24 protein-coding genes are annotated in these 21,998 nt (G+C 55.7%); 12 read left to right on the top strand and 12 right to left on the bottom strand.

Translation table 11 applies throughout. The annotated features are described in order from the left end of the window. Positions 1-83: 83 nt before the first annotated feature. From hisG to MELB17_RS21175, 8 genes are all read right to left on the bottom strand, one after another. Positions 84-722, bottom strand: a complete 639-nt coding sequence (gene hisG / locus MELB17_RS21210) for an ATP phosphoribosyltransferase (protein ID WP_007352404.1) — start codon at positions 720-722, stop codon at positions 84-86. Positions 723-763: 41 nt separating this feature from the next. Then, on the bottom strand, positions 764-2,026 hold the full coding sequence (gene murA, locus MELB17_RS21205) for a UDP-N-acetylglucosamine 1-carboxyvinyltransferase (protein ID WP_007352403.1): 1,263 nt from the start codon (positions 2,024-2,026) through the stop codon (positions 764-766). Between the two features lie 30 nt (positions 2,027-2,056). Continuing rightward, positions 2,057-2,299, bottom strand: coding sequence for a BolA family protein (locus MELB17_RS21200; RefSeq protein ID WP_007352402.1), 243 nt, complete (start codon positions 2,297-2,299; stop codon positions 2,057-2,059). Between the two features lie 118 nt (positions 2,300-2,417). Next, complete coding sequence (locus tag MELB17_RS21195; RefSeq protein WP_007352401.1) at positions 2,418-2,759, bottom strand: STAS domain-containing protein; 342 nt, start codon at positions 2,757-2,759, stop codon at positions 2,418-2,420. Beyond that, positions 2,759-3,421, bottom strand: a complete 663-nt coding sequence (locus tag MELB17_RS21190) for a phospholipid-binding protein MlaC (RefSeq protein WP_007352400.1) — start codon at positions 3,419-3,421, stop codon at positions 2,759-2,761. Before MELB17_RS21190 ends, MELB17_RS21195 begins: the two co-directional genes overlap by 1 nt. Before the next feature lie 36 nt (positions 3,422-3,457). Then, a complete protein-coding gene (gene mlaD / locus MELB17_RS21185) occupies positions 3,458-3,907 on the bottom strand; it encodes an outer membrane lipid asymmetry maintenance protein MlaD (protein WP_007352399.1) in 450 nt (149 codons plus the stop codon). A 27-nt stretch (positions 3,908-3,934) separates the two neighbouring features. Next, a complete protein-coding gene (gene mlaE, locus MELB17_RS21180) occupies positions 3,935-4,717 on the bottom strand; it encodes a lipid asymmetry maintenance ABC transporter permease subunit MlaE (RefSeq protein ID WP_036185879.1) in 783 nt (260 codons plus the stop codon). Further along, positions 4,714-5,523, bottom strand: a complete 810-nt coding sequence (locus tag MELB17_RS21175) for an ATP-binding cassette domain-containing protein (protein WP_007352397.1) — start codon at positions 5,521-5,523, stop codon at positions 4,714-4,716. Before MELB17_RS21175 ends, mlaE begins: the two co-directional genes overlap by 4 nt. A gap of 235 nt (positions 5,524-5,758) precedes the next feature. On the opposite strand from MELB17_RS21175, the gene MELB17_RS21170 reads away from it, so the two are divergent. The 12 genes from MELB17_RS21170 to yjgA all read left to right on the top strand — a co-directional run bounded on the left by MELB17_RS21170 (position 5,759) and on the right by yjgA (position 15,130). After that, positions 5,759-6,739 (top strand): KpsF/GutQ family sugar-phosphate isomerase, encoded by a 981-nt coding sequence (locus tag MELB17_RS21170; protein ID WP_007352396.1) that lies wholly within the window; start codon positions 5,759-5,761, stop codon positions 6,737-6,739. After that, positions 6,739-7,347, top strand: coding sequence for a KdsC family phosphatase (locus tag MELB17_RS21165; RefSeq protein WP_007352395.1), 609 nt, complete (start codon positions 6,739-6,741; stop codon positions 7,345-7,347). The genes MELB17_RS21170 and MELB17_RS21165 overlap by 1 nt, the downstream gene beginning before the upstream one ends. After that, entirely contained in the window at positions 7,344-7,958 is a 615-nt protein-coding gene (lptC, locus tag MELB17_RS21160) for an LPS export ABC transporter periplasmic protein LptC (protein ID WP_007352394.1), read from the top strand. Before MELB17_RS21165 ends, lptC begins: the two co-directional genes overlap by 4 nt. Next, positions 7,942-8,523, top strand: a complete 582-nt coding sequence (gene lptA, locus MELB17_RS21155) for a lipopolysaccharide transport periplasmic protein LptA (RefSeq protein WP_007352393.1) — start codon at positions 7,942-7,944, stop codon at positions 8,521-8,523. Before lptC ends, lptA begins: the two co-directional genes overlap by 17 nt. Then, positions 8,501-9,226 (top strand): LPS export ABC transporter ATP-binding protein, encoded by a 726-nt coding sequence (gene lptB, locus MELB17_RS21150; protein WP_007352392.1) that lies wholly within the window; start codon positions 8,501-8,503, stop codon positions 9,224-9,226. Before lptA ends, lptB begins: the two co-directional genes overlap by 23 nt. Positions 9,227-9,396: 170 nt before the next feature. Next, positions 9,397-10,989, top strand: coding sequence for an RNA polymerase factor sigma-54 (locus tag MELB17_RS21145; protein WP_007352391.1), 1,593 nt, complete (start codon positions 9,397-9,399; stop codon positions 10,987-10,989). Between the two features lie 43 nt (positions 10,990-11,032). Further along, positions 11,033-11,332, top strand: a complete 300-nt coding sequence (gene hpf / locus MELB17_RS21140) for a ribosome hibernation promoting factor (protein ID WP_007352390.1) — start codon at positions 11,033-11,035, stop codon at positions 11,330-11,332. A gap of 85 nt (positions 11,333-11,417) precedes the next feature. Next, positions 11,418-11,885 carry a PTS IIA-like nitrogen regulatory protein PtsN gene (gene ptsN / locus MELB17_RS21135; protein WP_007352389.1) on the top strand — a complete coding sequence of 156 codons (468 nt, stop codon included), beginning with the start codon at positions 11,418-11,420 and terminating at the stop codon, positions 11,883-11,885. Between the two features lie 52 nt (positions 11,886-11,937). Continuing rightward, the gene (rapZ, locus tag MELB17_RS21130) at positions 11,938-12,822 is read left to right on the top strand and encodes an RNase adapter RapZ (RefSeq protein WP_007352388.1); all 885 of its coding nucleotides are present in this window, start codon (positions 11,938-11,940) and stop codon (positions 12,820-12,822) included. Positions 12,823-12,829: 7 nt separating this feature from the next. Further along, complete coding sequence (locus MELB17_RS21125) at positions 12,830-13,099, top strand: HPr family phosphocarrier protein (protein WP_007352387.1); 270 nt, start codon at positions 12,830-12,832, stop codon at positions 13,097-13,099. A 61-nt stretch (positions 13,100-13,160) separates the two neighbouring features. After that, complete coding sequence (gene mgtE, locus MELB17_RS21120; RefSeq protein WP_007352386.1) at positions 13,161-14,522, top strand: magnesium transporter; 1,362 nt, start codon at positions 13,161-13,163, stop codon at positions 14,520-14,522. Between the two features lie 83 nt (positions 14,523-14,605). After that, on the top strand, positions 14,606-15,130 hold the full coding sequence (gene yjgA, locus MELB17_RS21115) for a ribosome biogenesis factor YjgA (protein WP_007352385.1): 525 nt from the start codon (positions 14,606-14,608) through the stop codon (positions 15,128-15,130). A gap of 39 nt (positions 15,131-15,169) precedes the next feature. Here the strand turns inward: yjgA and MELB17_RS21110 are convergent, their stop codons facing one another. From MELB17_RS21110 to MELB17_RS21095, 4 genes are all read right to left on the bottom strand, one after another. Beyond that, positions 15,170-16,012, bottom strand: coding sequence for a carbon-nitrogen hydrolase family protein (locus MELB17_RS21110; RefSeq protein WP_007352384.1), 843 nt, complete (start codon positions 16,010-16,012; stop codon positions 15,170-15,172). 106 nt (positions 16,013-16,118) lie between these two features. Beyond that, positions 16,119-19,853, bottom strand: coding sequence for a YhdP family protein (locus tag MELB17_RS21105; RefSeq protein ID WP_007352383.1), 3,735 nt, complete (start codon positions 19,851-19,853; stop codon positions 16,119-16,121). A gap of 37 nt (positions 19,854-19,890) precedes the next feature. Further along, positions 19,891-21,381 (bottom strand): ribonuclease G, encoded by a 1,491-nt coding sequence (gene rng, locus MELB17_RS21100; RefSeq protein WP_007352382.1) that lies wholly within the window; start codon positions 21,379-21,381, stop codon positions 19,891-19,893. Then, positions 21,378-21,983 (bottom strand): Maf family protein, encoded by a 606-nt coding sequence (locus tag MELB17_RS21095; RefSeq protein ID WP_036185865.1) that lies wholly within the window; start codon positions 21,981-21,983, stop codon positions 21,378-21,380. Before MELB17_RS21095 ends, rng begins: the two co-directional genes overlap by 4 nt. Between the last annotated feature and the right edge of the window lie 15 nt (positions 21,984-21,998).

Here is a 21,998-nt window from a genome sequence, read left to right as displayed (position 1 = left end):
CCTCCCCACACTCGCTTTGTTAACTTTGGGTGGCAGCAATCCGTCCCTAAACGTGCTTCGGTTCAATGCGCAAACGCTGGTTACTAGCGTCGTTTTTCCACCGCAGCCGACATCATTTCGATAATGGGATTTATACGTTCGTGTTTCATTTTCATGGAGGCACGATTCACAATTAATCGGGTGCTGATATGTTCGATCAATTCCCGCGCTTCCAAGCCGTTGGCTTTCAAAGTGTTGCCGGTATCAACAATGTCGACAATCTCATCGGCCAGACCCAGAATCGGCGCCAACTCCATGGCACCGTAAAGCTTGATGATGTCGGCTTGGCGGCCTTGAGCTGCATAATAGCGCCGCGCCAGATTCACAAACTTGGTAGCGACCTTCAAGCGCCCAGTCGGGACCGGACACCCTTTGGCGCCGGCGGTCATCAGGCGGCAGCGAGCGATATTCAAGTCCAGCGGCTCGTAGAGGCCTTCACCACCGTGTTCCATCAGCGTGTCTTTGCCCGTCACGCCCAAGTCAGCGGCACCGTATTGCACATAGGTCGGAACGTCTGTGGCTCGAAGGATAAGCACGCGCACATGGCTGTTGGTGGTAGGAAACACCAGCTTGCGGGACTTATTTACGTCGTCGATCAACTCAATTCCGGCTTCTGCCAGCAAGGGCAAGGTTTCTTCCAGAATGCGGCCTTTCGACAAGGCAATGGTGATGGAATCTGTCATATCGTATCCGGTTTCCCGTTATCTCTTTGCTGCCGTGTTACTTAACCCGGCAAACGGCGAATGCTGGCACCCAGCAACTGCAGCTTTTCCTCGATGCACTCGTAACCGCGATCGATGTGGTAAATACGATCAACCACCGTGTCGCCCTGGGCTACCAAGCCCGCAATCACAAGGCTGGCAGAGGCACGCAAGTCGGTGGCCATGACCGGTGCGCCAGTCAAATGGTCAACGCCCTTTATAATCGCCGCGTTGCCTTCCATGGTGATATCGGCACCCATGCGGATCAGCTCTTGCAAATGCATGAAGCGGTTTTCAAAAACCGTTTCTATGATGGTGCCCGTGCCTTCGGCGATACAGTTCATGGCCGCAAACTGGGCCTGCATGTCGGTAGGAAATGCAGGATAGGGAGCGGTACGAATACTGACGGCTTTGGGGCGTCTGCCCTTCATATCCAGCTCTATCCAGTCTTTACCACTGGTAATATGGGCGCCAGCTTCTTCCAGCTTGGATAACACCACATCCATCAGACCTTCGCGAGTATCTTTCAGTTTTATTCTGCCACCGGTCGTAGCAGCGGCCACAAGATAGGTGCCAATTTCAATCCGGTCAGGCAGTACATGATGGTGGCAGCCATGCAGACGCTCTACACCGTTAATCTCAATGGTAGAAGTGCCATGACCCTTAATATCGGCGCCCATGGCAATAAGGCACTCAGCCAAATCCACCACTTCTGGCTCGCAAGCGGAATTTTCCAGAATGGTTTTGCCATCGGCCAGAGTCGCTGCCATCAGCAGGTTTTCAGTACCGGTAACGGTCACCATATCCATAAAAATGTGCGCGCCTTTCAGGCGGCCATTGGTTTTCGCTTTTATGTACCCATTTTCCACGGAAATTTCAGCGCCCATAGCTTCCAGGCCCTGAATGTGCAGGTTTACCGGGCGGCTACCAATGGCACAACCGCCGGGCAAAGAAACCTGTGCTTCGCCAAAATGCGCTACCAACGGGCCTAACACCAGAATGGACGCGCGCATGGTTTTCACAAGCTCGTAGGGTGCATGGAAGTGCTTAATGGTGTTGGCGTGAATTTCGACACTCATCTTCTCATCAATCATCAGCTCAACGCCCATACGGCCAAGCAGCTCAATCATGGTGGTGACATCGTGCAGGTGCGGCAGATTGCTGATGGTGACCGGTTCATCGGCCAAAAGTGTCGCAGCAAGAATCGGCAAAGCAGCGTTTTTGGCGCCGGAAATGCGGATTTCACCGCCTAGCGGCCTGCCCCCGCGAATCAGAAGTTTATCCACAACAAATAGTATCCTGTATTTTGCGGGCTATCAGCCCTGGCGCGCAGCCCATTCGGCAGGAGTAAAGGCCTTGGGATGCAGAGCGTGTATTGTGCCATCCATAACCATCTGAAATAGCGCTTTATTGATCAGCTGTTGGCGTTTGATGGTTGGTAAACCTTCAAAAACGTCGCCCACTGCCACGACCATGCAATGTGAACCGTCAACCTGCACCTGAATCTCACAGCTTGGCAGCGCATTCTGCACCAGCGTGGTAATTTCGGCGACATCCATAAACACTCCTCGGATATTGAAAAATCAAGGGGCGGAATTGTAACTAATTATTCAGCTGCGGTCAGCTTTCGCATTGGATAATCCGCATCAATGCTGGCCGCTAACGATGCTTACCAGGTCAATCCGCGTTTACGCCCGGCCTGACAGCTGAAAACCCTGGTAATGCGTCATTCAGATTCGCCAGCGCGGCCAGCGCCAGCAAGCGCTCACCGGGGTGAGCAAAGCGCAGGTTCAGCGAGCGCTCGCGGGCGAACCGTTGCCAACACAAAAGTACTGATAGCAACGAGCTGCTAGCGCTGGTCAACTTGGCCAAATCCACGGTGATGTCGCCTTTGGCCCCGGCCAGCAAAGCCTCTCCGCGCTGGCGTAGGTCGGCAGCGGCCATAGCATCGGCCTGGCCGTCAATTGTCAGGTTATTGTCGCTGAAATTAAGCGTTGGCTGCGAGTTACTGGCGCTCATTATTGCCCTTCTTTTTCGTCAATGGCCTGCTCCAGATTGAGGCTATCAGCCGCATCATTCCAGCCGTCGATCACCACCTGCACTTGGTCCCGATTGGTTTCCATTTCCTGGCTGAAACGGTCGCGGAACGCGAGCCCAATGTTCACGCCTTCCACGATCACGTTTTCCATCATCCACTGGTCGTTTTTGGCGCGATACATGGAATAGGTAACCGGATAGCGATTGCCTGTTTCGGTGATCACCTGCATATCCACTGACGCACGGTTATCATCGCGGGGGTTGAACGTAGCGCCTAAAACCTCGATCCGAAAGTTGCGTGACTCTACTAAAGCCTGGGCATAGCTCTCAAACAAGCTGCGCTTGAACTTTTCTACAAACTGATCACGCTGTTCCGGAGACGCCTGACGGGCATAACGCCCCATCACCCGGGCCGCAATGCGGCGAAAGTCAACAAAGCCTTCCATCGTTTGATTCATGCTGCTGTAAAACGCGTCGGAGTCGTCTTGGTATAACCCCCGCTCCCGGTTGAGCTGTTCAACCATGCGCTGAGTGTTGTCGTTCACATAAGCTCGTAACTGTTCTTCAGTATCGGCTTGAACAGACACGGCCAGCAGACTGAGCAAAACGAACAGAAAAATGGATCGATAACGCGCGATAGCCATGTTGGTGTCTCCGGTTGGGTGCTTGTTAAAAAGGCCTTAGCGGCCAGAGGCAAAATTACTGATCAGCCGTTCGATATTCATCGCCGACTGGGTAGTGTAAAAGTTGTCACCCGGCTGCAGCGACTCCAAATCACCACCAATGGATATGTCGATATACTGCTCACCCAGCAGACCGGATGTGCGTATCATCGCGGCGCTGTCAGCAGGGATGTTGTTTACATCGGAGTTAATAGACAATGTTACGCGGGCCTTAAACGTGTCTCGATCCAGCTCGATAGACTCGATAGAGCCAACCTGCACTCCCGCCATTGACACTCTACCCCGCGGCCCCAGGCCTCCAGTATCGGTAAAGTCGGCATATACGGTGTAGGTGCTGCCAGCCGCAGCCAATGACAAACCGCTGACTTGCAGCGCCAAAAACATCATGGCACCCATGCCTGCCAGCACGAACAATCCAACAATTATTTCAATGGTTCTTTGCGCCATCACCGGCTCCTGTTAATTTCCAGATAATCAGAAATTGCCGAACATTACGGCGGTCAATATAAAGTCCAGCCCAAGTACGGCCAGCGACGAATACACCACGGTTTTTGTGGTTGCCGAACTGATGCCGGCGGATGTTGGCACACAGTCATAGCCTTGATACACCGCAATCCAGGCGCACACAAAGCCAAACACCACACTTTTTATGACGCCGTTTAGCACGTCGTCACGAAAATCAACCGAAGCCTGCATGTTGCCCCAGAACGAGCCTTCGAACACACCCAGCCATTCCACTCCCACCAGCATACCACCAAGGATACCCACCATCGAAAACACCAGGGCCAGAATAGGCATACTCAGAAAGCCCGCCCATAACCGCGGCGCTATCACTCGGCGCAAAGGGTCTACGCCCATCATTTCCATGCTCGAAAGCTGCTCTGTGGCTTTCATCAGGCCAATTTCTGCGGTCAACGCCGAACCAGCGCGGCCAGCAAACAAGAGGGCGGTCACCACCGGCCCCAATTCGCGCACCAGGGTGAGGGCAATCATCTGGCCAATGGCCGACTCAGAGCCAAAGTCGCTGAGAATCGTGTAGCCCTGCAACCCAAGTACCATGCCAATAAACAGCCCGGAAACCACCACAATCACCAGTGACAGCACCCCAACCGAATATATCTGTTTCAACAGCAGTGGCAGGCCCACCGACGGTTTTGGCACGCCTACCAGCACGCCCAGCAAAAACTGACTGGCTCGCCCGAAAGACGCCAGAAAATCCAGCGTATTTTTGCCCAGGCGGGCGATCGCATCCATCATTGCTTTGCTCCCAGCCCGAAATCGACGGCGCGTTCTGGCGCCGGGTAGTGAAAAGGTACGGGCCCGTCGGGCTTGCCCTGCAAGAACTGCTGCACCTTGTCTGATGAGTGCTCGCGCAGTTGTTCCGGCGTGCCCGCGCCAATCACCTTGCCGTCAGAAAGAATAAAGGCGTAGTGACAAATACTGAGTGATTCCGGCACGTCGTGAGACACCAGCACGCTGGTCAGACCCATGGCACTGTTCAGTTGTCGAATAAGCTTCACCACCACGCCCATGGCAATGGGGTCTTGGCCGGCGAAAGGCTCGTCGTACATAATCAACTCCGGGTCCAGCACAATGCTGCGCGCCAGGGCCACTCGCCGCGTCATGCCGCCGGACAGCTCTGCGGGCATCAGGTCGCTCGCGCCGCGCAGGCCCACGGCTTCCAACTTCATCAGAACGATGTCGCGAATCATGTCTTCCGGCAGCTTGGTGTGTACCCTCAGGGGAAAGGCCACGTTCTCGTACACGTTCACATCGGTAAACAGCGCCCCGCTTTGGAACAGCATGCCCATCTTTTTCCGCAGCTGATACAGCGCACCGCGCCGCAGCTTGGGTATGTCGTGGCCGTCAACCAAAACCGAGCCAGACTCCGGCTTCAGCTGTCCGCCAATTAAACGCAACAATGTTGTTTTCCCGGTGCCACTAGGGCCCATGATCGCAGTGATCTTGCCACGAGGAATTTGCAAACTGAGGCCATCAAAAATACGCCGCCCAGATCGCGAAAAAACCACGTTTGCCAAGGAAATATAAGCAGCTTCTGCCATAACCTACCCCTTAAAAGAGCCGCTACATTATGCCAAGACGCACTCAAGCTCAATCCGCTATGGCTAAAATGTAACCTTGCGAACTGGCCGCAGCCGGGTTTTGACCCATTCAGAGACAGCCCACGGCTGTGCAATGTTATACTCTGTTTCACGACAGCCCAAGCGGCGCTTCATGACAGCCCAAGTGGCGAAATCTCGGCCATCAGCCGAATTAGACTTAAAGAGCAGGAACAGGATGACAGACCCAGTGCCAAAGGATTTCCGAGAATCCGCGCTCAACACCATCCGCATCGAGCGCGATGCCATTACCAGCCTTGAGCAGCGTATTGGTGAATCATTCACAAGCGCCTGTCAGACAATTATGGCTTGCCGCGGCCGTGTAGTGGTGACCGGTATGGGCAAATCTGGCCATATCGGCAACAAAATTGCCGCGACTCTGGCCAGTACCGGCACACCGGCTTTTTTTGTTCATCCTGGTGAGGCCAGCCATGGTGATCTGGGCATGATTACCAGCCAGGACGTGGTGATCGCCATATCCAACAGCGGCAATACCAACGAAGTGGTCACCCTGCTGCCACTGTTGAAACGCATGGGCACGCCGCTGATCAGCATGACTGGTGACCCGCAGTCGCTTCTGGCACAGGAAGCATTGGCCAATCTGGACGTTAGCGTACTTAAAGAAGCCTGCCCGTTAGGCTTGGCACCCACATCCAGTACGACCGCCACATTGGTGATGGGCGATGCCCTGGCCGTTGCCCTGTTGGAAGCACGGGGCTTTAGCGCCGAAGACTTTGCGTTTTCGCACCCTGGGGGGCGCCTGGGTCGCCGTCTGCTGTTGCGAGTCTTAGACATCATGCACAGTGGCCATAGCGTTCCGATAGTCAGTGAAGGTACGACCCTCAGCGGTGCGCTACTGGAAATTTCTCGCAAGGGCCTGGGCATGACCACTGTGGTGGACAGTAACGGCGCCCTGATAGGCGTATTCACTGACGGCGACCTGCGCCGCAGCCTGGATAAAAATGTAGACGTACACACCACCGCCATAGAACAGCTGATGACCCGTAATGGCAAAACCATCCGCGCCGACCAGCTGGCAGTAGAAGCTCTGAATATTATGGAAGAAATGAAGATCAGCGCCCTGCCAGTAGTCGGTGAGCACGGTGAGCTGGTGGGGGCCTTGAATATGCACGATCTGCTGCGTGCGGGGGTCATTTAATGGACACACTTGTAAAGGATACCCCTAATTTCCGCCCGCAATGGCCGGCCAGCGTGCTGGCCAAAGCAGCCAACATTCGCCTGATGGCACTGGATGTGGATGGCATCATGAGCGATGGCAAAATTTACTTCAGTGCCAGCGGTGACGAGCTAAAAGCCTTCAACATTCTCGACGGGCTCGGACTCAAGCAGCTGATGGCCGCAGGCATTACGGTCGCAGTCATTACCGGAAGGCGTTCACCACTGACCGAAAAACGCATGACTGACCTGGGTATCCCGCACCTGTTGCAAGGCCGCAAGGACAAACACACCGCACTGCTGGAGATTGTCGATCTGCTGGGCATCCCGGCCAGTGACATTGCGTATATGGGCGACGATTTGCCGGATTTGCCAGCGCTTCGCTACGCCGGCCTTGGCATTACGGTGCCCAACGGCTATTGGCTGCTGCAGGAGCACGCCGATTATTGCACCCGCAGCCGCGGCGGTGATGGCGCGGTGCGCGAGGCCTGCGACCTGATTCTCGCTTCCCAGGGCAAGCTCGACACGGCCCTTGCGCCCTACCTTGAAACCTATCTTAAGCCCGCCCGCGACCCGGAAAGCGCGCTATGAGCCTTGGTAAAGGTGGTCTGCTTGTTGCGCTGTTACCGGAACAACGTCCCAGGTGGCGAACGGTTGCCCTTCTAGCCACGGTCATTGCCACCGCTGCCCTGCTGTGGCATAGCGACAACGAAGTACCAATGCCAACGCAAGACAGTGAACTGCGCGGTGACCGCGAGCCCGACAGCTTTGTGGTGGACGCGCTGTACACCTCTTACGACGAACAAGGCACCATCAAAATCCAGTTTGTCAGCCCCCGCATTGAACAGTTTGAGGCCAACGGATACGCCATCATGGCCGAACCACAAGCCACAATCCAAGGCCAGCCCGGTTCAGAGCCCTGGCAGCTTACCGCCAAACACGGCAAACTGCGCGACGGCAACAGCCAGCTGGAGCTCGAGGGTGATGTGCGCATTGTTCGACAGATTGGTGAGCGCAGCGCCACCTTGAGCACGACCAGATTGACGCTGGATAACCGCACTAATATGGCGTACACCGATGCCCCCGTCGAAATCGTTGACGCCACCGGCACCACCCACGCCACGGGCATGAAAGCCTGGCTCAATGAACGTATTCTGGAACTTGATTCCCAAGTGGAAGGACACTATGAAACTGGCAACTGAACGTAACACACCCTTTTGGTGCCGCGCACGAGGCCTGGGCCTGGGCCTGAGCTTCGGGCTGGCGGGCTTACTCGTCAGCACGCCAGGCCTGGCCTTTGATCTTGATTCCAACATCCCCATCAACGTGGCCGCCAACTCAGCACGGCTCGACGATGCCAAAGGCGTTGCAACCTACACCGGCGATGTTGAACTGGTGCAAGGCGATACCAAGCTGTTTGCTCAAGAGGTGGTGCTCTACCGCGACATAAATGGGCTTAACCGCATTGAAGCCACCGGCACCCCGGCCCACTACGTTCAGCCCACGGCCAACGGAAAAGGGGAAACTGATGCAAAAGCCCTCACCATAACCTGGTCTGCTGCCGAGAAGCAGCTCACCTTTGAACGCGACGCAGTGATCAGGCAAACTGGCAATATTTTTCGCGGTGAACTGATTCTTTACGACACCGTGAACCGCGTCGTCACTGCTCAAGGCAGTACCGAAGCAGGTTCCGGGTCAGGCCGGGTAGAAATGACGATCCAGCCGCGCAGCACGCAGGAATCCGATGGCCGTTCTCAGAGCGAGTAATCTGGCAAAAAGCTACAAACAAAAAAAAGTGGTGATTGACGTTTCGCTGGAAATTCGCAGCGGCGAAATCGTCGGACTGCTAGGCCCTAACGGTGCCGGCAAAACCACCTGCTTTTACATGATTGTCGGGCTGGTGCAGGCTGACCACGGCCGCATTACGATCGATAACCAGGACATCACCCCGTTGCCGATGCACGGCCGTGCCCGCAAAGGCATTGGCTATCTGCCCCAGGAAGCCTCGGTGTTTCGCAAACTCAGCGTGCGCGACAATATCATGGCCATTCTGGAAACCCGCAAAAGTATGAAGCGGGCGGAACGCGAGGCGAAGTTAGAGGAATTGCTAGCCGAGTTTCACATCAATCACATCCGCGACAGTATGGGTATGGCACTGTCTGGGGGCGAGCGTCGCCGGGTAGAAATTGCTCGCGCACTGGCTATGGAGCCCGCTTTTATTCTGCTGGACGAACCCTTCGCCGGGGTAGACCCAATCTCGGTTAGCGACATCAAGCAAATCATTCGCCACCTGCGCGACAAAGGCATAGGCGTACTGATCACCGACCACAACGTGCGCGATACGCTGGACATCTGCGAAAACGCCTACATTGTATCCGGGGGCCATATTATTGCCTCCGGCAGCTCCGCCGAAATCTTTGGCAATCAACAGGTCAAAGAGGTCTACCTGGGCAACGAATTCCGGTTGTAATAAACTTTAGAAGTGGGCATGCGATGACACCGCCACAGGTGAATCGGTTGATTCCCCGGCGAACTCTAGTAGACTCGGCAGAGAACTTGCTTGTGAACGCAAACCCCGGTTAGCCAACCTTTTTTTAGTGGCTGCCACGCGCCAACCGATCGAGTAATGGATTTCCAAGAATGGTAATGAAAGCTTCTTTGCAGCTCAAGCTGGGCCAGAGCCTGACCATGACGCCCCAGCTCCAGCAGGCGATTCGCCTGCTACAGCTTTCTACCCTCGACTTGCAACAGGAAATCCAGCAGGCACTGGAGTCCAACCCCATGTTGGAAGCCCCGGAAGAGGACGATCACGGCGACGAGGAATCCACGCACGCGGACACTAAAAACGATCAAAACACGGACTCCAGTGCAGACGATCGTGGGATAGATAGTGCCATAAATAGTGGGATGGACGGCACCGCTGAGAGCGCAGCAGAGGCCTCTTTAGACACCAGCAAAGACTGGGACGAAAACGAAAACGGTCCCGACTGGGCCAGCGAAAATGAAATACCCGATACCCTGCCAGACGACCTGCCGGTAGACACCGCCTGGGACGACGTATACCAATCGGCGCCGGCGCCGGCCAGCAGTAATGGCGACGATAATGACTACGATTTTGAAACCCGCAACTCACCTACTGAAACCCTGCGCGATCACCTGGAGTGGCAGCTCAACCTGACCACCATGACTGACCGCGACCGCGCCGTTGCTCACGCCCTGATGGACGCTGTTGACGAGCGCGGCTACCTGAGCAGCTCGCTGGCCGAGATTTATACCGGCCTGCAGGACGAGCATGACGACGACCCTCTGGAACTGGATGAACTGGAAGCGGTACTAAGGCGCCTGCAGTTTTTTGACCCACCCGGTGTGTTTGGCCGCGACTTGCAGGAATGCCTGCTAATCCAGCTGAACCAGATGCCACCAGACACCCCTTGGGTTTCTCAGGCGCGCATGGTCATCACCCACTACATCAGCCTGCTGGGCAACCGTGACTACGCCCAACTGCTGCGCCGTAGTCGCCTCAAAGAAGACCAGCTAAAACAGGTACTGGCGCTGATTACCAGCCTGAACCCGCGCCCCGGCGATGTGATTGACCGAACCGAACCGGACTACGTGATTCCAGACGTGATTGTGTACAAGCGCAACGAGCGCTGGCGGGTAGAGCTGAACCCAGAAATTGCACCGCGCATTCGTGTCAATGCCAGCTATGCTTCATTGATAAAGCGTGCCGATAGCAGCGCTGACAACACCTATATGCGCGATCAATTGCAAGAGGCCAAATGGTTCATCAAAAGCCTGCAAAGCCGCAACGAAACGCTGCTGAAAGTGGCTACCCGTATTGTGGAATATCAACAGGGCTTTCTAGACCAGGGGGAAGAAGCCATGAAGCCGCTGATCCTTTCGGAAATCGCCCAAGCCGTAGAAATGCATGAATCTACCATCTCCCGGGTAACCACCCAGAAGTTCATGCACACACCTCGCGGTATTTTTGAGCTCAAATATTTTTTCTCAAGCCATGTCAGTACCGATGCTGGCGGAGAATGTTCTTCAACCGCCATCCGCGCCATGATAAAAAAACTGATAGCCGTCGAAACCTCCAAAAAACCGTTGAGCGACAGCAAGATTGCCGCCATGCTTGGGGAACAGGGAATCCAAGTGGCACGGCGTACCGTGGCCAAATACCGGGAGGCACTGCAAATACCTCCATCGAACGAAAGAAAGCGACTGGTGTAGCAGCACCAACGTAACAACACCAACGCAATAGCAGGAGAAGCCTATGCAACTCAATATTTCTGGCCATCATGTCGAACTGACCGAAGCACTCAAAGAGTACGTGAACGAAAAGTTCCAGCGCCTGGAGCGCCACTTCGACCAGATAAGTAACACCAATGTGACTCTGCAGGTGGAAAAATTGCGCCAGATAGCCGAAGCTACCGTAAATATTAGCGGTGGCGAATTGCACGCTAAGGCCGAAAATGAAGACATGTACGCAGCTATTGACGCTCTGGTGGACAAACTGGACCGCCAGATTCTCAAGCACAAAGAAAAGCAAGTATCCCGGATGCACGGTAACTAACACCGGATACAACGCGTAAATGCTTCACGCGCTGCGGCATGGCACCATGCCGCAGCCTTTTTTTTAATGGAAGTACCGTCGACCCATGAGCGAGACATCCCTGACTATAGACACCATCCTTGCCCCGGAACTGACACTTTGCAAGGTGCCAGCGTCCAGCAAGAAAAGGGTTCTTGAGTTTATTGCAGAGCAGATTCACCTGCATAACGCCACCTTGGGCGACACTCAGATATTCAGCAATCTGATTGCCCGCGAGCGCCTGGGGTCTACCGGGATCGGCCAGGGCATCGCCATCCCCCACTGCCGCCTGGAAGGCCTGGAGCGCGTTATTGGCCTGCTCATCACCCTCAGCGAGAGCGTGGACTTCGATGCAATTGACAACCAGCCGGTAGATTTGGTGTTTGCTCTGGTTGTACCAAAAGAAGCCACCAGCGAGCATCTTGAGCTGCTTAGCCAGCTTGCAGAAAAATTCAACGACCGGGCTTTTTGTGACCGCCTGCGCCAGTCGGAAGATGCCATTACCCTATTTCAGCGTATGACCTCCGGACGCTAATCTGTCTTGACCTGATCCACTTCGACCGTTCGCACTCAAAGGGTTATTAACGATGAAACTGATTATTGTTAGCGGCCGCTCCGGATCGGGTAAAAGTACCGCGTTGCACGTTCTTGAAGATCTGGGTTTTTACTGCATCGACAACTTACCCATTGGCCTACTGTTCCCGCTGACCAAAGAAGCGGCCGCACAAGAGCCTGCCGGCCGCCTGCACAAAATGGCGGTGAGTATAGACGCGCGCAACCTGTCCGGTGAGCTGGCCAATTTCGAAGTTATTCACGGACGCCTGAAGGACACCGGCATCAGCGCTGAAATCATATTTTTAGACGCCGACGAGCAATCTCTGCTGCAACGCTTTCATGCTACCCGACGCAAGCACCCGCTGAGCGACGATCGCACGTCATTGCGCGAAGCCATCAGCTCGGAAAAAAAGCTGCTGGAACCCTTGTCTAATCTGGCTGACCTGTACATCAACACCACTGGCATGGGCATGTACGATTTGCGGGACATGGTCAAGCAGCGGGTGGTCGGCCGCAAAGACCAGGAACTGGCGTTGCTGTTCCAGTCATTCGGTTTCAAGCACGGCGTACCGGTTGATTCAGACTACGTATTTGACGTGCGTTGTCTGCCCAATCCTCACTGGGACACCTCTCTGCGCAAGTTTACTGGCATGGACCAGCCGGTGATCGAGTTTTTGGAGAGCGAACCCATGAGCGCAAAAATGGTGCAGGAAATCATTGCTTTTCTGACCTCGTGGCTACCGGCATTTGCCGACAGCAACCGCAGCTACATGACCATTTCCATTGGCTGTACCGGCGGCCAGCATCGCTCGGTTTACGTCTGCGAGCAAATGGGCGCCCACTTCCGCCAGCACAGCAACAACGTGCAAGTACGTCACTCCGAACTACTGCACCTGAAAACCGTACAGGACGCCTGATTCAACCATGATCCGCCGCCAGCTGTTTATCATCAACAAACTGGGTCTGCACGCCCGCGCAACGGCCAAACTGGTGGCCACAGCGTCTGCTCACCAAAGCAAGATCAGAATCGCCGGAAAAGGCCGTGAAGTGGATGCCAAAAACATCATGCAGGTGATGATGCTGGCCGCCAGCCAGGGCACGGAAGTTGAACTGATTGCCGACGGTGACGACGAGCAACAGGCCATCATCGCGTTGACAGAACTGATCAACGATTACTTTGGCGAGGGCGAATAGTCGCTCACGCAGCGTCTGCAAGTCCGCTATAATACAGCCGTTTTCTGACCGCGGATGAGCCATGACCGATATTCTGGAAAAAAGCCAGGCACGCCAGCGACTCCGCTCATTAGGCGAAGCGCTGGACAGTGGCGCCCTGAAGCAAGTCGCACGCATCCTCAATGGCGGCCTCAGCCCCAGTGATATCGCCCACCTGCTGGAATCATCGCCTCCGCGGCAACGATCGCTGCTGTGGAATCTGGTCGACAAACAGCTTGAAGGCGAAGTCCTTCAGTATCTAAATGAAGACATTCGGGGCGATTTTCTAAGCAAATTCAATGCTCAGGAGCTGGCCGATCTGATTGAAGACTTTGAGTCGGACGATCTGGCCGACTTGCTTCAACAGCTCCCCGACACGGTGATTCAGGAAGTTCTGAACACCATGGACGAACAAGATCGCCAGCGGGTGGAGGAGGTACTGTCGTACCCCGAAGACACCGCCGGCGGTTTGATGAACACCGACACCATTACGGTGCGCCCGGACATCAGCATTGACGTGGTGCTTCGTTATCTGCGCCGCCACCGCACCCTGCCCTCTATGACCGACAGCCTGATTGTGGTCAGCCGTCGCGATGAATTTATCGGCATGCTGCCGGTTACTTCCTTGCTGGTATCGAATCCTGCCGCCACCGTGCGTGAAGTGATGGACACCAATATTGAGCCCATCCCTGTCACTTTGTCGGATACCAAGGTTGCCATCCTGTTTGAGCGTTATGACCTGATCTCGGCGCCGGTGGTAGCCGAAAATGGCAAACTGCTGGGCCGCATCACCATCGATGACGTGGTCGATGTTATCCGCGAGGATGCCGATCACTCGCTGATGCGGATGGCGGGTTTGGATGACGATGAAGATACCTTTGCGCCGGTTTGGAAAACCTCGCGCAGGCGCGCGGTTTGGCTGGGCATTAATCTAATGACCGCGTTTATCGCCTCTGGAGTCATCGGTCTGTTTGAAGAGACCATTACCAAGGTGGTGGCACTGGCGGTGCTGATGCCCATTGTGGCCAGTATGGGCGGCATTGCCGGCAGCCAGACCCTGACACTGGTCATCCGCGGTATGGCCGTTGGTCAGATCAGCAGCGCCAATGTAGGCTGGTTGTTAAACCGCGAGTTTCTGGTGAGTGCGATGAATGGCGTGTTGTGGGCTTTGGTCGTGGCCGGCGCGGCTACCCTGTGGTTCAAGGACATTATGCTGGGCGCTATTATTGCCGCGGCGCTGGTGATCAATCTTGTCGCTGCAGCCTTGGTGGGCACCGTGTTACCGTTGTTTCTTAAGTCGCGTAATATTGACCCCGCGCTGGCCGGCGGTGTGATCCTTACCACCGTCACCGACGTTGTCGGGTTTGTGTCCTTTCTTGGCCTGGCGACTCTTTTTTATGCCTGAGCTTTTTACATCTCGATGCTCTTTACATCTAAATAAATTTTTACATCTGAATAGCTTTTTACACCTAAGTAACCGGTAATCTAATGATTGATCATAACGAAGAAGAGTTTGAATACGACGGCCCCAGCAAGTCCCAGCTCAAGCGCGAGATGCACGCGCTGCAAAGCATGGGCAAGCAAATGCTGGAGCTAAACCATGAGCAGCTCGATAGCCTGCAAATCAGCGACACGCTGCGCCGCGCCATCGACGAATCGGTCCGCATTCGCCAAAACGAAGCCAAGCGCCGGCACCTGCAATACATTGGCAAGATCATCCGTCAGGAGCCCGACCCCGAAGCATTGCAGGCCGCTATAACCGCGTTCTCCGCGGGCAGTTTAGAGCACACCCGCCGCCATCACCTGGCTGAGCGTTGGCGCGACCGTATCATCACCGAGGGCGACAGCATTATTGGCGAGTTTTTAAGCCACTGCCCGGATGCGGATATCCAGCATTTGCGCAATTTGGCACGTAATGCCCGCAATGAAGTGCAGAAGCCGCAAAGTGCCGGCCACGGCCGAAAACTGTTTCGCTACCTGCGCGAGTGCATTGACGCCAACGAGCAAATGTAAGCCAGTGGTAAGCGGTTCTGACTGTTTGCGTAACGACCGCTACAGGCGGCGATGACTCCATACCGGCATTTGCTGGCGCAGCTGATCCAGCCAGTGTTTGTCCAACGCTGCGGTCGCCACCCCGGGACCATCCTCGTTAACCTCGGCCAGCACACTGCCCCAGGGGTCGCAAATCAAACTATGGCCGTAGGTGCGGCGCTGACTGCTGTTGTGCCCGCCTTGCCCGGCCGCCACTACGTATAGCTGATTTTCAATGGCACGCGCCCGAATCAGCGCGTGCCAGTGGGCATTTCCGGTCTTCCAGGTAAAGGCGCTGGGCAGGCATACCCAGTCAGCGCCTTTGTCGCGCAGTGCGCGGAACAGCTCCGGAAAGCGCAGGTCGTAGCAAACCGCCAGCCCCAGGCGCCCGGCTGGCGTGTCCACGGTGACCACCTGGTCCCCCGCTTCGAAGGTATCCGACTCGCGGTATTGGCCGTGAGCATCGTCCACTTGGGCATCAAACAAGTGGATTTTGTCATAACGCGCCACTTCGTCGCCCAGATCATTGAACACCAGGCAACTGGCTCGCACCCGGTCAGCCATGACCGAACCGTCTGGGCGCAGTGCCAGCGGCAGTGAACCGCCTACAATCCAAATCTTCAGGGTTTTCGCCTGTTGAGCCAAAAAAGCCCGAATAACACTCTGGTTACCGGCCTCCTGCTGCCCGCAGGGAAGCATTTGATCGCTAGCCAGTACTGCAAAATTCTCCGGCAGTACCGCCACCTTTACGCCCGCCTCCGCGGCCTGCTGCAACAGCGCCGCAGCAGCATTCAGGTTATCCTGAATCTGGTGCCCACTGACCATTTGCAGGGCCGCCACAAGCGTCGAGGATTGCTGTGTCATCACCACACTCCTTAATTGTTATGCTAGATACCTTAATTGTAATTATCCGATATCTTGCTCTTATGCCCATTACCAACGCAATTATGAACCCGGACAGCAGCGGCGTTTAGTCACCTGTGCCGAACACGCCCTGTAAGCTGGTTTTGGGCTCGTTCCAGGTTCCAGACACCTTATAACTGGCGCTGGTCAGCTTGCTTAACGGATCACCCAATATTTTGTCCAGCACAAACAGAGCACCTCCAATCGGCGCTCCTGCCCCCATTAGCAAAGCCGCCAGAGGCAAATTCTGAGTTAACGGCACCACCACTACCAGACGCATATCCAGAGTCTCAGAAGCCATATCGGTGGTGCCGCTGAGTTTAAAGGCGCCAGAGGGACCCACAATTTGCAGTTCGGGGTTCAGGGTTAACAGCCCATTAGCGATCTGCGCCTTGCCAGAAAGCGCGTCAAACGCCACGCCGCGTTCATACAAGTCTGAGAAATCCAACTGCAGCCTACGCCACAGGGTGTCGGTGTTCAGCAGGTTGAACACACGAAACAGCTGAGCACTGTTGTTTTGTTGCAGAATCACACCGTCTTCCAGGGTCATACTGATATCGCCGCTCAGCTGCTTGAGCCCGAACTGGTCCGGGCGACCTGGCCATTCCAGCGCCAGTTCAATATTGGTCGCAAGGTTCTCAAGAGGTACATCCGCACCAAACAACCCGCCAAGTTCAGCCAGTTGGCCCCCCGTGACGCTACCTTTAAAACGGCTAACCTGATTTTGCCCTTGCAACAGCCAGTTGAATTCACCCGCCAGCGCCAGGGATTCCAGTTTGCCCTCAATGGACTCGATGCTTACGCCACCAGCCTGGGGGCGCAGCAAGAATGACCATTGCCCCAGCGGCTCGCCGGCCAGGGCGAGCTGAGCTATGCGAACATCTGCGGAAGGCCAGTCTTGAGGCCGCAGCTTGGCCGCGGCGCCTGAGTCAACGCTATCACGCAGGTTCGCCGCTGCCATGGGTGCTGGGTCCTGCGAATCGTTACGAGGCAAGTTCAGGTGTTGTAAATCCACCGTCAGCTCAGAACCGTCGTTCGGAACCTCTATGCGTCCGCTGACCAGGTCTGAGTCCAATCGCACTGTCCATTGCTTATCCAGATCCAGAGCACTGATGTTTATATCACTTAATCGACTGCTACCAAGCTGAAGGTAATCCACGCGGGCATCAAACCCGGTGTCCAGTGTACGCACATAGCCATGGCCACGATTTTCCCAATTCACCCCAAATGCCACACCATCTTTTACCGACGAATCCAGAGTCAGGCGTAAAGGCGCGGTCTCAGTCGTCGCTTTTTCGAGAGACCCTGGCCAGTCTATGGCCAGCCCGCGTAAGTCTGAATACAACTCCAGCTCTGGCGGGCTGGCCGCCATAAGAACCAGATCGGCGCTGTAGGTTAACGCTCCACTGATGCCGTAACTGGCATCAGCGCCTACACCCGCTAATTGCCTGAGGGCTTCAGCATCCAACTGGCCACTCTGGGTAACGGTTAACCCGTCCGGTTCGTTACGAGCCAAACCTATGGTGACAGGCTGGCCCTCAAACACCCCCTGCATCGGAGCGCCACTGAAACCCTGTTTACTGCGATACCGGGCCTGCCCGCGAATCTGCGTCCATTTCAGGCCTGAAGGCAGATGTTGCAAACCCACATCGTTGGCCACCACGAGAGCATCCACTGAAAATTGCCGGGGCTGGTTTAAGGGTAAGCGCAAAGCCAGCTGTAAATCCGCACTGCCGGTAAGAGAAATCTGGCTTAAACCGTCGCCGGCAACCTCTCCCAGTGGGCTGTTCTTCATCCACAGGTCAATGGCTTGCGCGGGCACTTGAGCCGCTATGTTAACGCTCACCACGGGGCTTTCGTTATCAGTGACCAGCCGCACCGTGCTCGGCCGCAGTTGCAAGCCACCGCTATTTGCCTGTTCTACGCTGACCACCGCCGAGCCGTTATGAACTTCCACCCGGCCGCGGGCGCCGGTCACCGTCGGCCACTGTGGGTCATAGCGCAGAATGGCTTCTTCAAACTGGTACCACATAGCCGACATAAACGATTCCGGTGGCGCCCCAGCGCCAATCTGGCCGTGGCCGTAATAAGCGCCAGAGGAAATCCGGCCGGCCTCAATGGCGGTCGTCAACCATTTATAGAGCTCCGGTGCCACGGCGTACTCTGGCACCAGGTCCGCAATCATTGCAGCGTCACCGTTCTCAATCTGTACCTGCAAACCCAGATTGTCATCGCCATGCTGATCCAGGCGCAGATCAAAACCACCAATCAACTCGGTCTGCTCACCCAAACCCAGGCGCATGCCTTCAGAAAAAACCCGTATCAGAGCACCGTCAATCTGCCAGGCTACCAGGGCTTTGAAGCGGGGAAACTGCCAGCGTGCCGAAAACAGTTCAGGAAATTCTATTTCTACCGGCTGCTCTGCGGCATAGGTATCCACATAGCCGCCACGGCGGTCAACGTAGATATGCCCTTGTACATAGCTGGCAGCCGGCGCGCCGTTGTGTGCGCTAACTTTGACATCGCGCAGCCGGGCGCTGAGCTGAAAATCGGCCGGGTCCGCATGGGGTATGTCCAACCTCATAGCGTCCAGAAAGCCTGCGGGTTTGTAGTCGTCCAACGCCGCCTGGGCAAGCTGCGGCAATGCCGCCACAAGCCGGCGCAATGGCCGCAGCGGAAGCGCATCAGCCACAAATCTTACGCCAGCGGAATCAGTACCGGCCTCGGCAGAACTGTTAGGCAGCGCTGTCAGTCTTGCGCTGAATGGGGACACCTGATCGCCGTTCCAACGCCATTGCAGCTGCCGCAGGTGCCATTCACCGATGCCGCCAGGCGTTTGCTCGTCGCGGCGCCATCCAAAACGGGCGCGAATGTCTTCCAGCGGAGCCAGCGACATGGCACCAACCCCTAATTGCAAGTAGGGGGTGCGCAAGGTCCCGTTGACCTGCTCCAACTGGCCGTCACGAAAGCTTAGCCAGGCCTGGCCGCCCACATCAAAGCCTTCCACACGCATATCACGCCAGCGATAGTCGTCGATCAGACCATCAAACAGGCGCCCGGAAGCAACGTCTACGTATAGTTGACCGGTGAACTGACCCAACAGAAAGCGCCGGCCTACTAGGCGAAAACTGGCCAATTGCTGATTGGTGCCGGCTTGCATAGCGCGGCCGGAGGCGCGGAAAAGACCGCGCTGATAAAGCAGATCAAGTTGCGGAATATCCAGTTGACGCAGGTTGCCACTGCTGTCGGTAACGGCCAGCTGAATGCGTGTGATGCGAACAAAAGGTTTTGAAAGCCAGCGTTCGGCCAAAGCGACCAAGCGCTGCAACGAATTGTCGCTGACCTCAAGACCGCTGCCGGCAAGGACCACCTGCCCAGCCGCTTTCTGGCGCAGGGCCAGATCCAGACCGTCAGCCTCGAACTTTTCCAGCACCAGGCGCAAACGCAACACCGAGGCCAGAAAATCCACGCGCATTCGCAGATGTCTCAGGTAGGCCAAAGGCTCGTCCGGGCCGGTCTCTGTGACCATCACATCTTTTGCGCTGAATTCCGGGTTTAGCCAATACCAACGTGCCGACAGCTCAGCAATGCTGACTGTGTAGCCCAGCTGTTCCGACAGCTGGGCCTGCAAGGTATCGCGGTACTGGTTCATGTCCGCGGTCAACTGGCGCCCCAAACCGACATAAAGAGCTAACAGCAGCAACAAAGCCAGCGCTAGCCACCATACCAGCGCAGACAAACGCGCTAACCAGCGCAGCGGCAGGGGATTCGGGGCCGAGGGCGGAGATTCCTGCTTTGACACCGAGCCTTACTCCAAACGCCGGTTGCCAGCAGCAAGCTTACAACAGCACAACATCATACTGCTCCTGGCTGTAGAAAGGTTCGACTTGAAAGCGAATGGTTTTGCAGATGAAGGTTTCCAGATCGGCCACATTATCCGACTCTTCATCAACCAACAGGTCGACAACGCGTTGCGACGCCATTACCAGATAGCTTTCGGTGTCATAAGCGCGATTCACCCGCAATATTTCGCGAAAAATTTCATAACACACCGTTTCACCCGTTTTCAGAAAGCCACGACCGTCGCAGATCGGGCAGGGCTCACACAGCACCTGACCCAGGGATTCGGTGGTGCGCTTGCGGGTCATTTCCACCAGGCCCAATTCGGATACCCCGGTAATTTTGGTTTTGGCGTGGTCCCGTTCCAGCATTTTCTCCAGCATGCGGTGCACCTGGCGTTTGTGTTCGGCGTCGTCCATATCGATAAAGTCGATAATAATAATGCCGCCCAGATTACGCAGGCGCAGCTGGCGGCTGATGGCACGAGCCGCTTCCAGGTTGGTTTTGAAAATGGTTTCTTCAAGATTGCGGTGGCCAACAAATGCCCCGGTATTGATGTCGATCGTGGTCATCGCTTCGGTTTGGTCGATAATCACATAGCCGCCGGATTTTAGCTGCACTTTGCGGCTAAGGGCCTTCTGGATTTCATCTTCTACCGAATACAGATCGAAAATCGGGCGCTCACCCGGGTAATACTCCACTTTGTCAGCAAACTCGCTAACGAACTCGTGCACAAATTCCATCACCCGCTGATGGCTTTCACGGCTGTCGATGCGCACTTTTTCAGTCTGAGGGCGAATCAGATCGCGAATGGTGCGAATAAACAGCGGCAGATCCTGATAAATCACCGCTGGCGCCTGAACCTTGCCCATGCGCTCGTTGATAGACTGGCCAAGCCGGTGCAAATATTTCATGTCGGCGGTCAGATCATCTGCGCTGGCGGCTTCTGCGGCGGTACGGATGATGTAGCCGCCCTGAATAGCCACGGAGGACGCCTGCTCTGAGGCGGCTCCATCTACAATCGCCTTGAGCCGGGCACGCTCGGCGTCGTCTTCGATGCGCTGGGAGATACCAATGTGATTAACACCCGGCATAAAGACCAGATAGCGGGAAGGAATCGAAAGCTGGGTGGTCAGGCGTGCGCCTTTGGTGCCAATAGGGTCTTTAGTGACCTGCACCACCAGCGACTGACCTTCGCGCAGCAAGGTGCGAATATCTGGCACCATGCGGGGGCCGTCGCTGATGTCATCACTACCAGGCTGACTGGTAACCACATCGGACGCGTGAATGAAGGCCGCACGCTCAAGGCCAATATCAACAAACGCGGCTTCCATACCCGGAAGTACCCGCACCACTTTGCCTTTGTAAATATTGCCGACAATACCTTTGCGGCTGGCGCGTTCGATGTAGGCTTCCTGCAACATCCCGTTTTCAACCAGCGCAACACGGGTTTCTACCGGTGTTACGTTGATCAGAATTTCTTCACTCATGATTGGCGCTCCTTACTGCATGGCCACTGGTTCCACACAGGATAGCCTGCTACGCTCAGCAATGCCGCGGTTTCCTGAAGCGGTAAACCCACCACCGCGCTGTAACTTCCCTGCAATTGTTCAACAAACATGCCGCCAAGGCCCTGAATGCCGTAGCTGCCGGCTTTATCCATGGGCTCGCCGGTGGCTACATAAGCGTCAATTTGTGCCTCCGTCAGAGTGCAAAAACTTACGTTGGTGGTTACCAGGCAAGAACGGCAACCATCCGCGCTTGCCAGCGCTACGGCGGTGAGCACCTGGTGTGTGCGCCCAGACAACGCCGCCAGTGTGGCCCTGGCATCCGCAGCGTCAACGGGTTTCCCCAGAATGACGCCGTCCACTATCACCGAGGTGTCCGAGCCCAATACCAGCGCACCGGGTTGCACGGCAGCAGCCACTAATAGCGCTTTTTCTCGCGCCATGCGTTCAACGTAGTCGGCGGCAGGCTCAGCGGGGCGAGGGCTTTCATCAATAGCGGCAGGACACACGTCAAAGAGTGCACCAATTTGCTGCAATAATTCGGCGCGGCGTGGAGAAGCCGAAGCCAGTATCAGTGTCTGCATTGACTCCCTCTTGTC

The organism is Marinobacter sp. ELB17, assembly GCF_000169375.1.
Classification (GTDB): Bacteria; Pseudomonadota; Gammaproteobacteria; order Pseudomonadales; family Oleiphilaceae; genus Marinobacter.
This window is presented reverse-complemented; position numbering and strand designations above follow the sequence as displayed.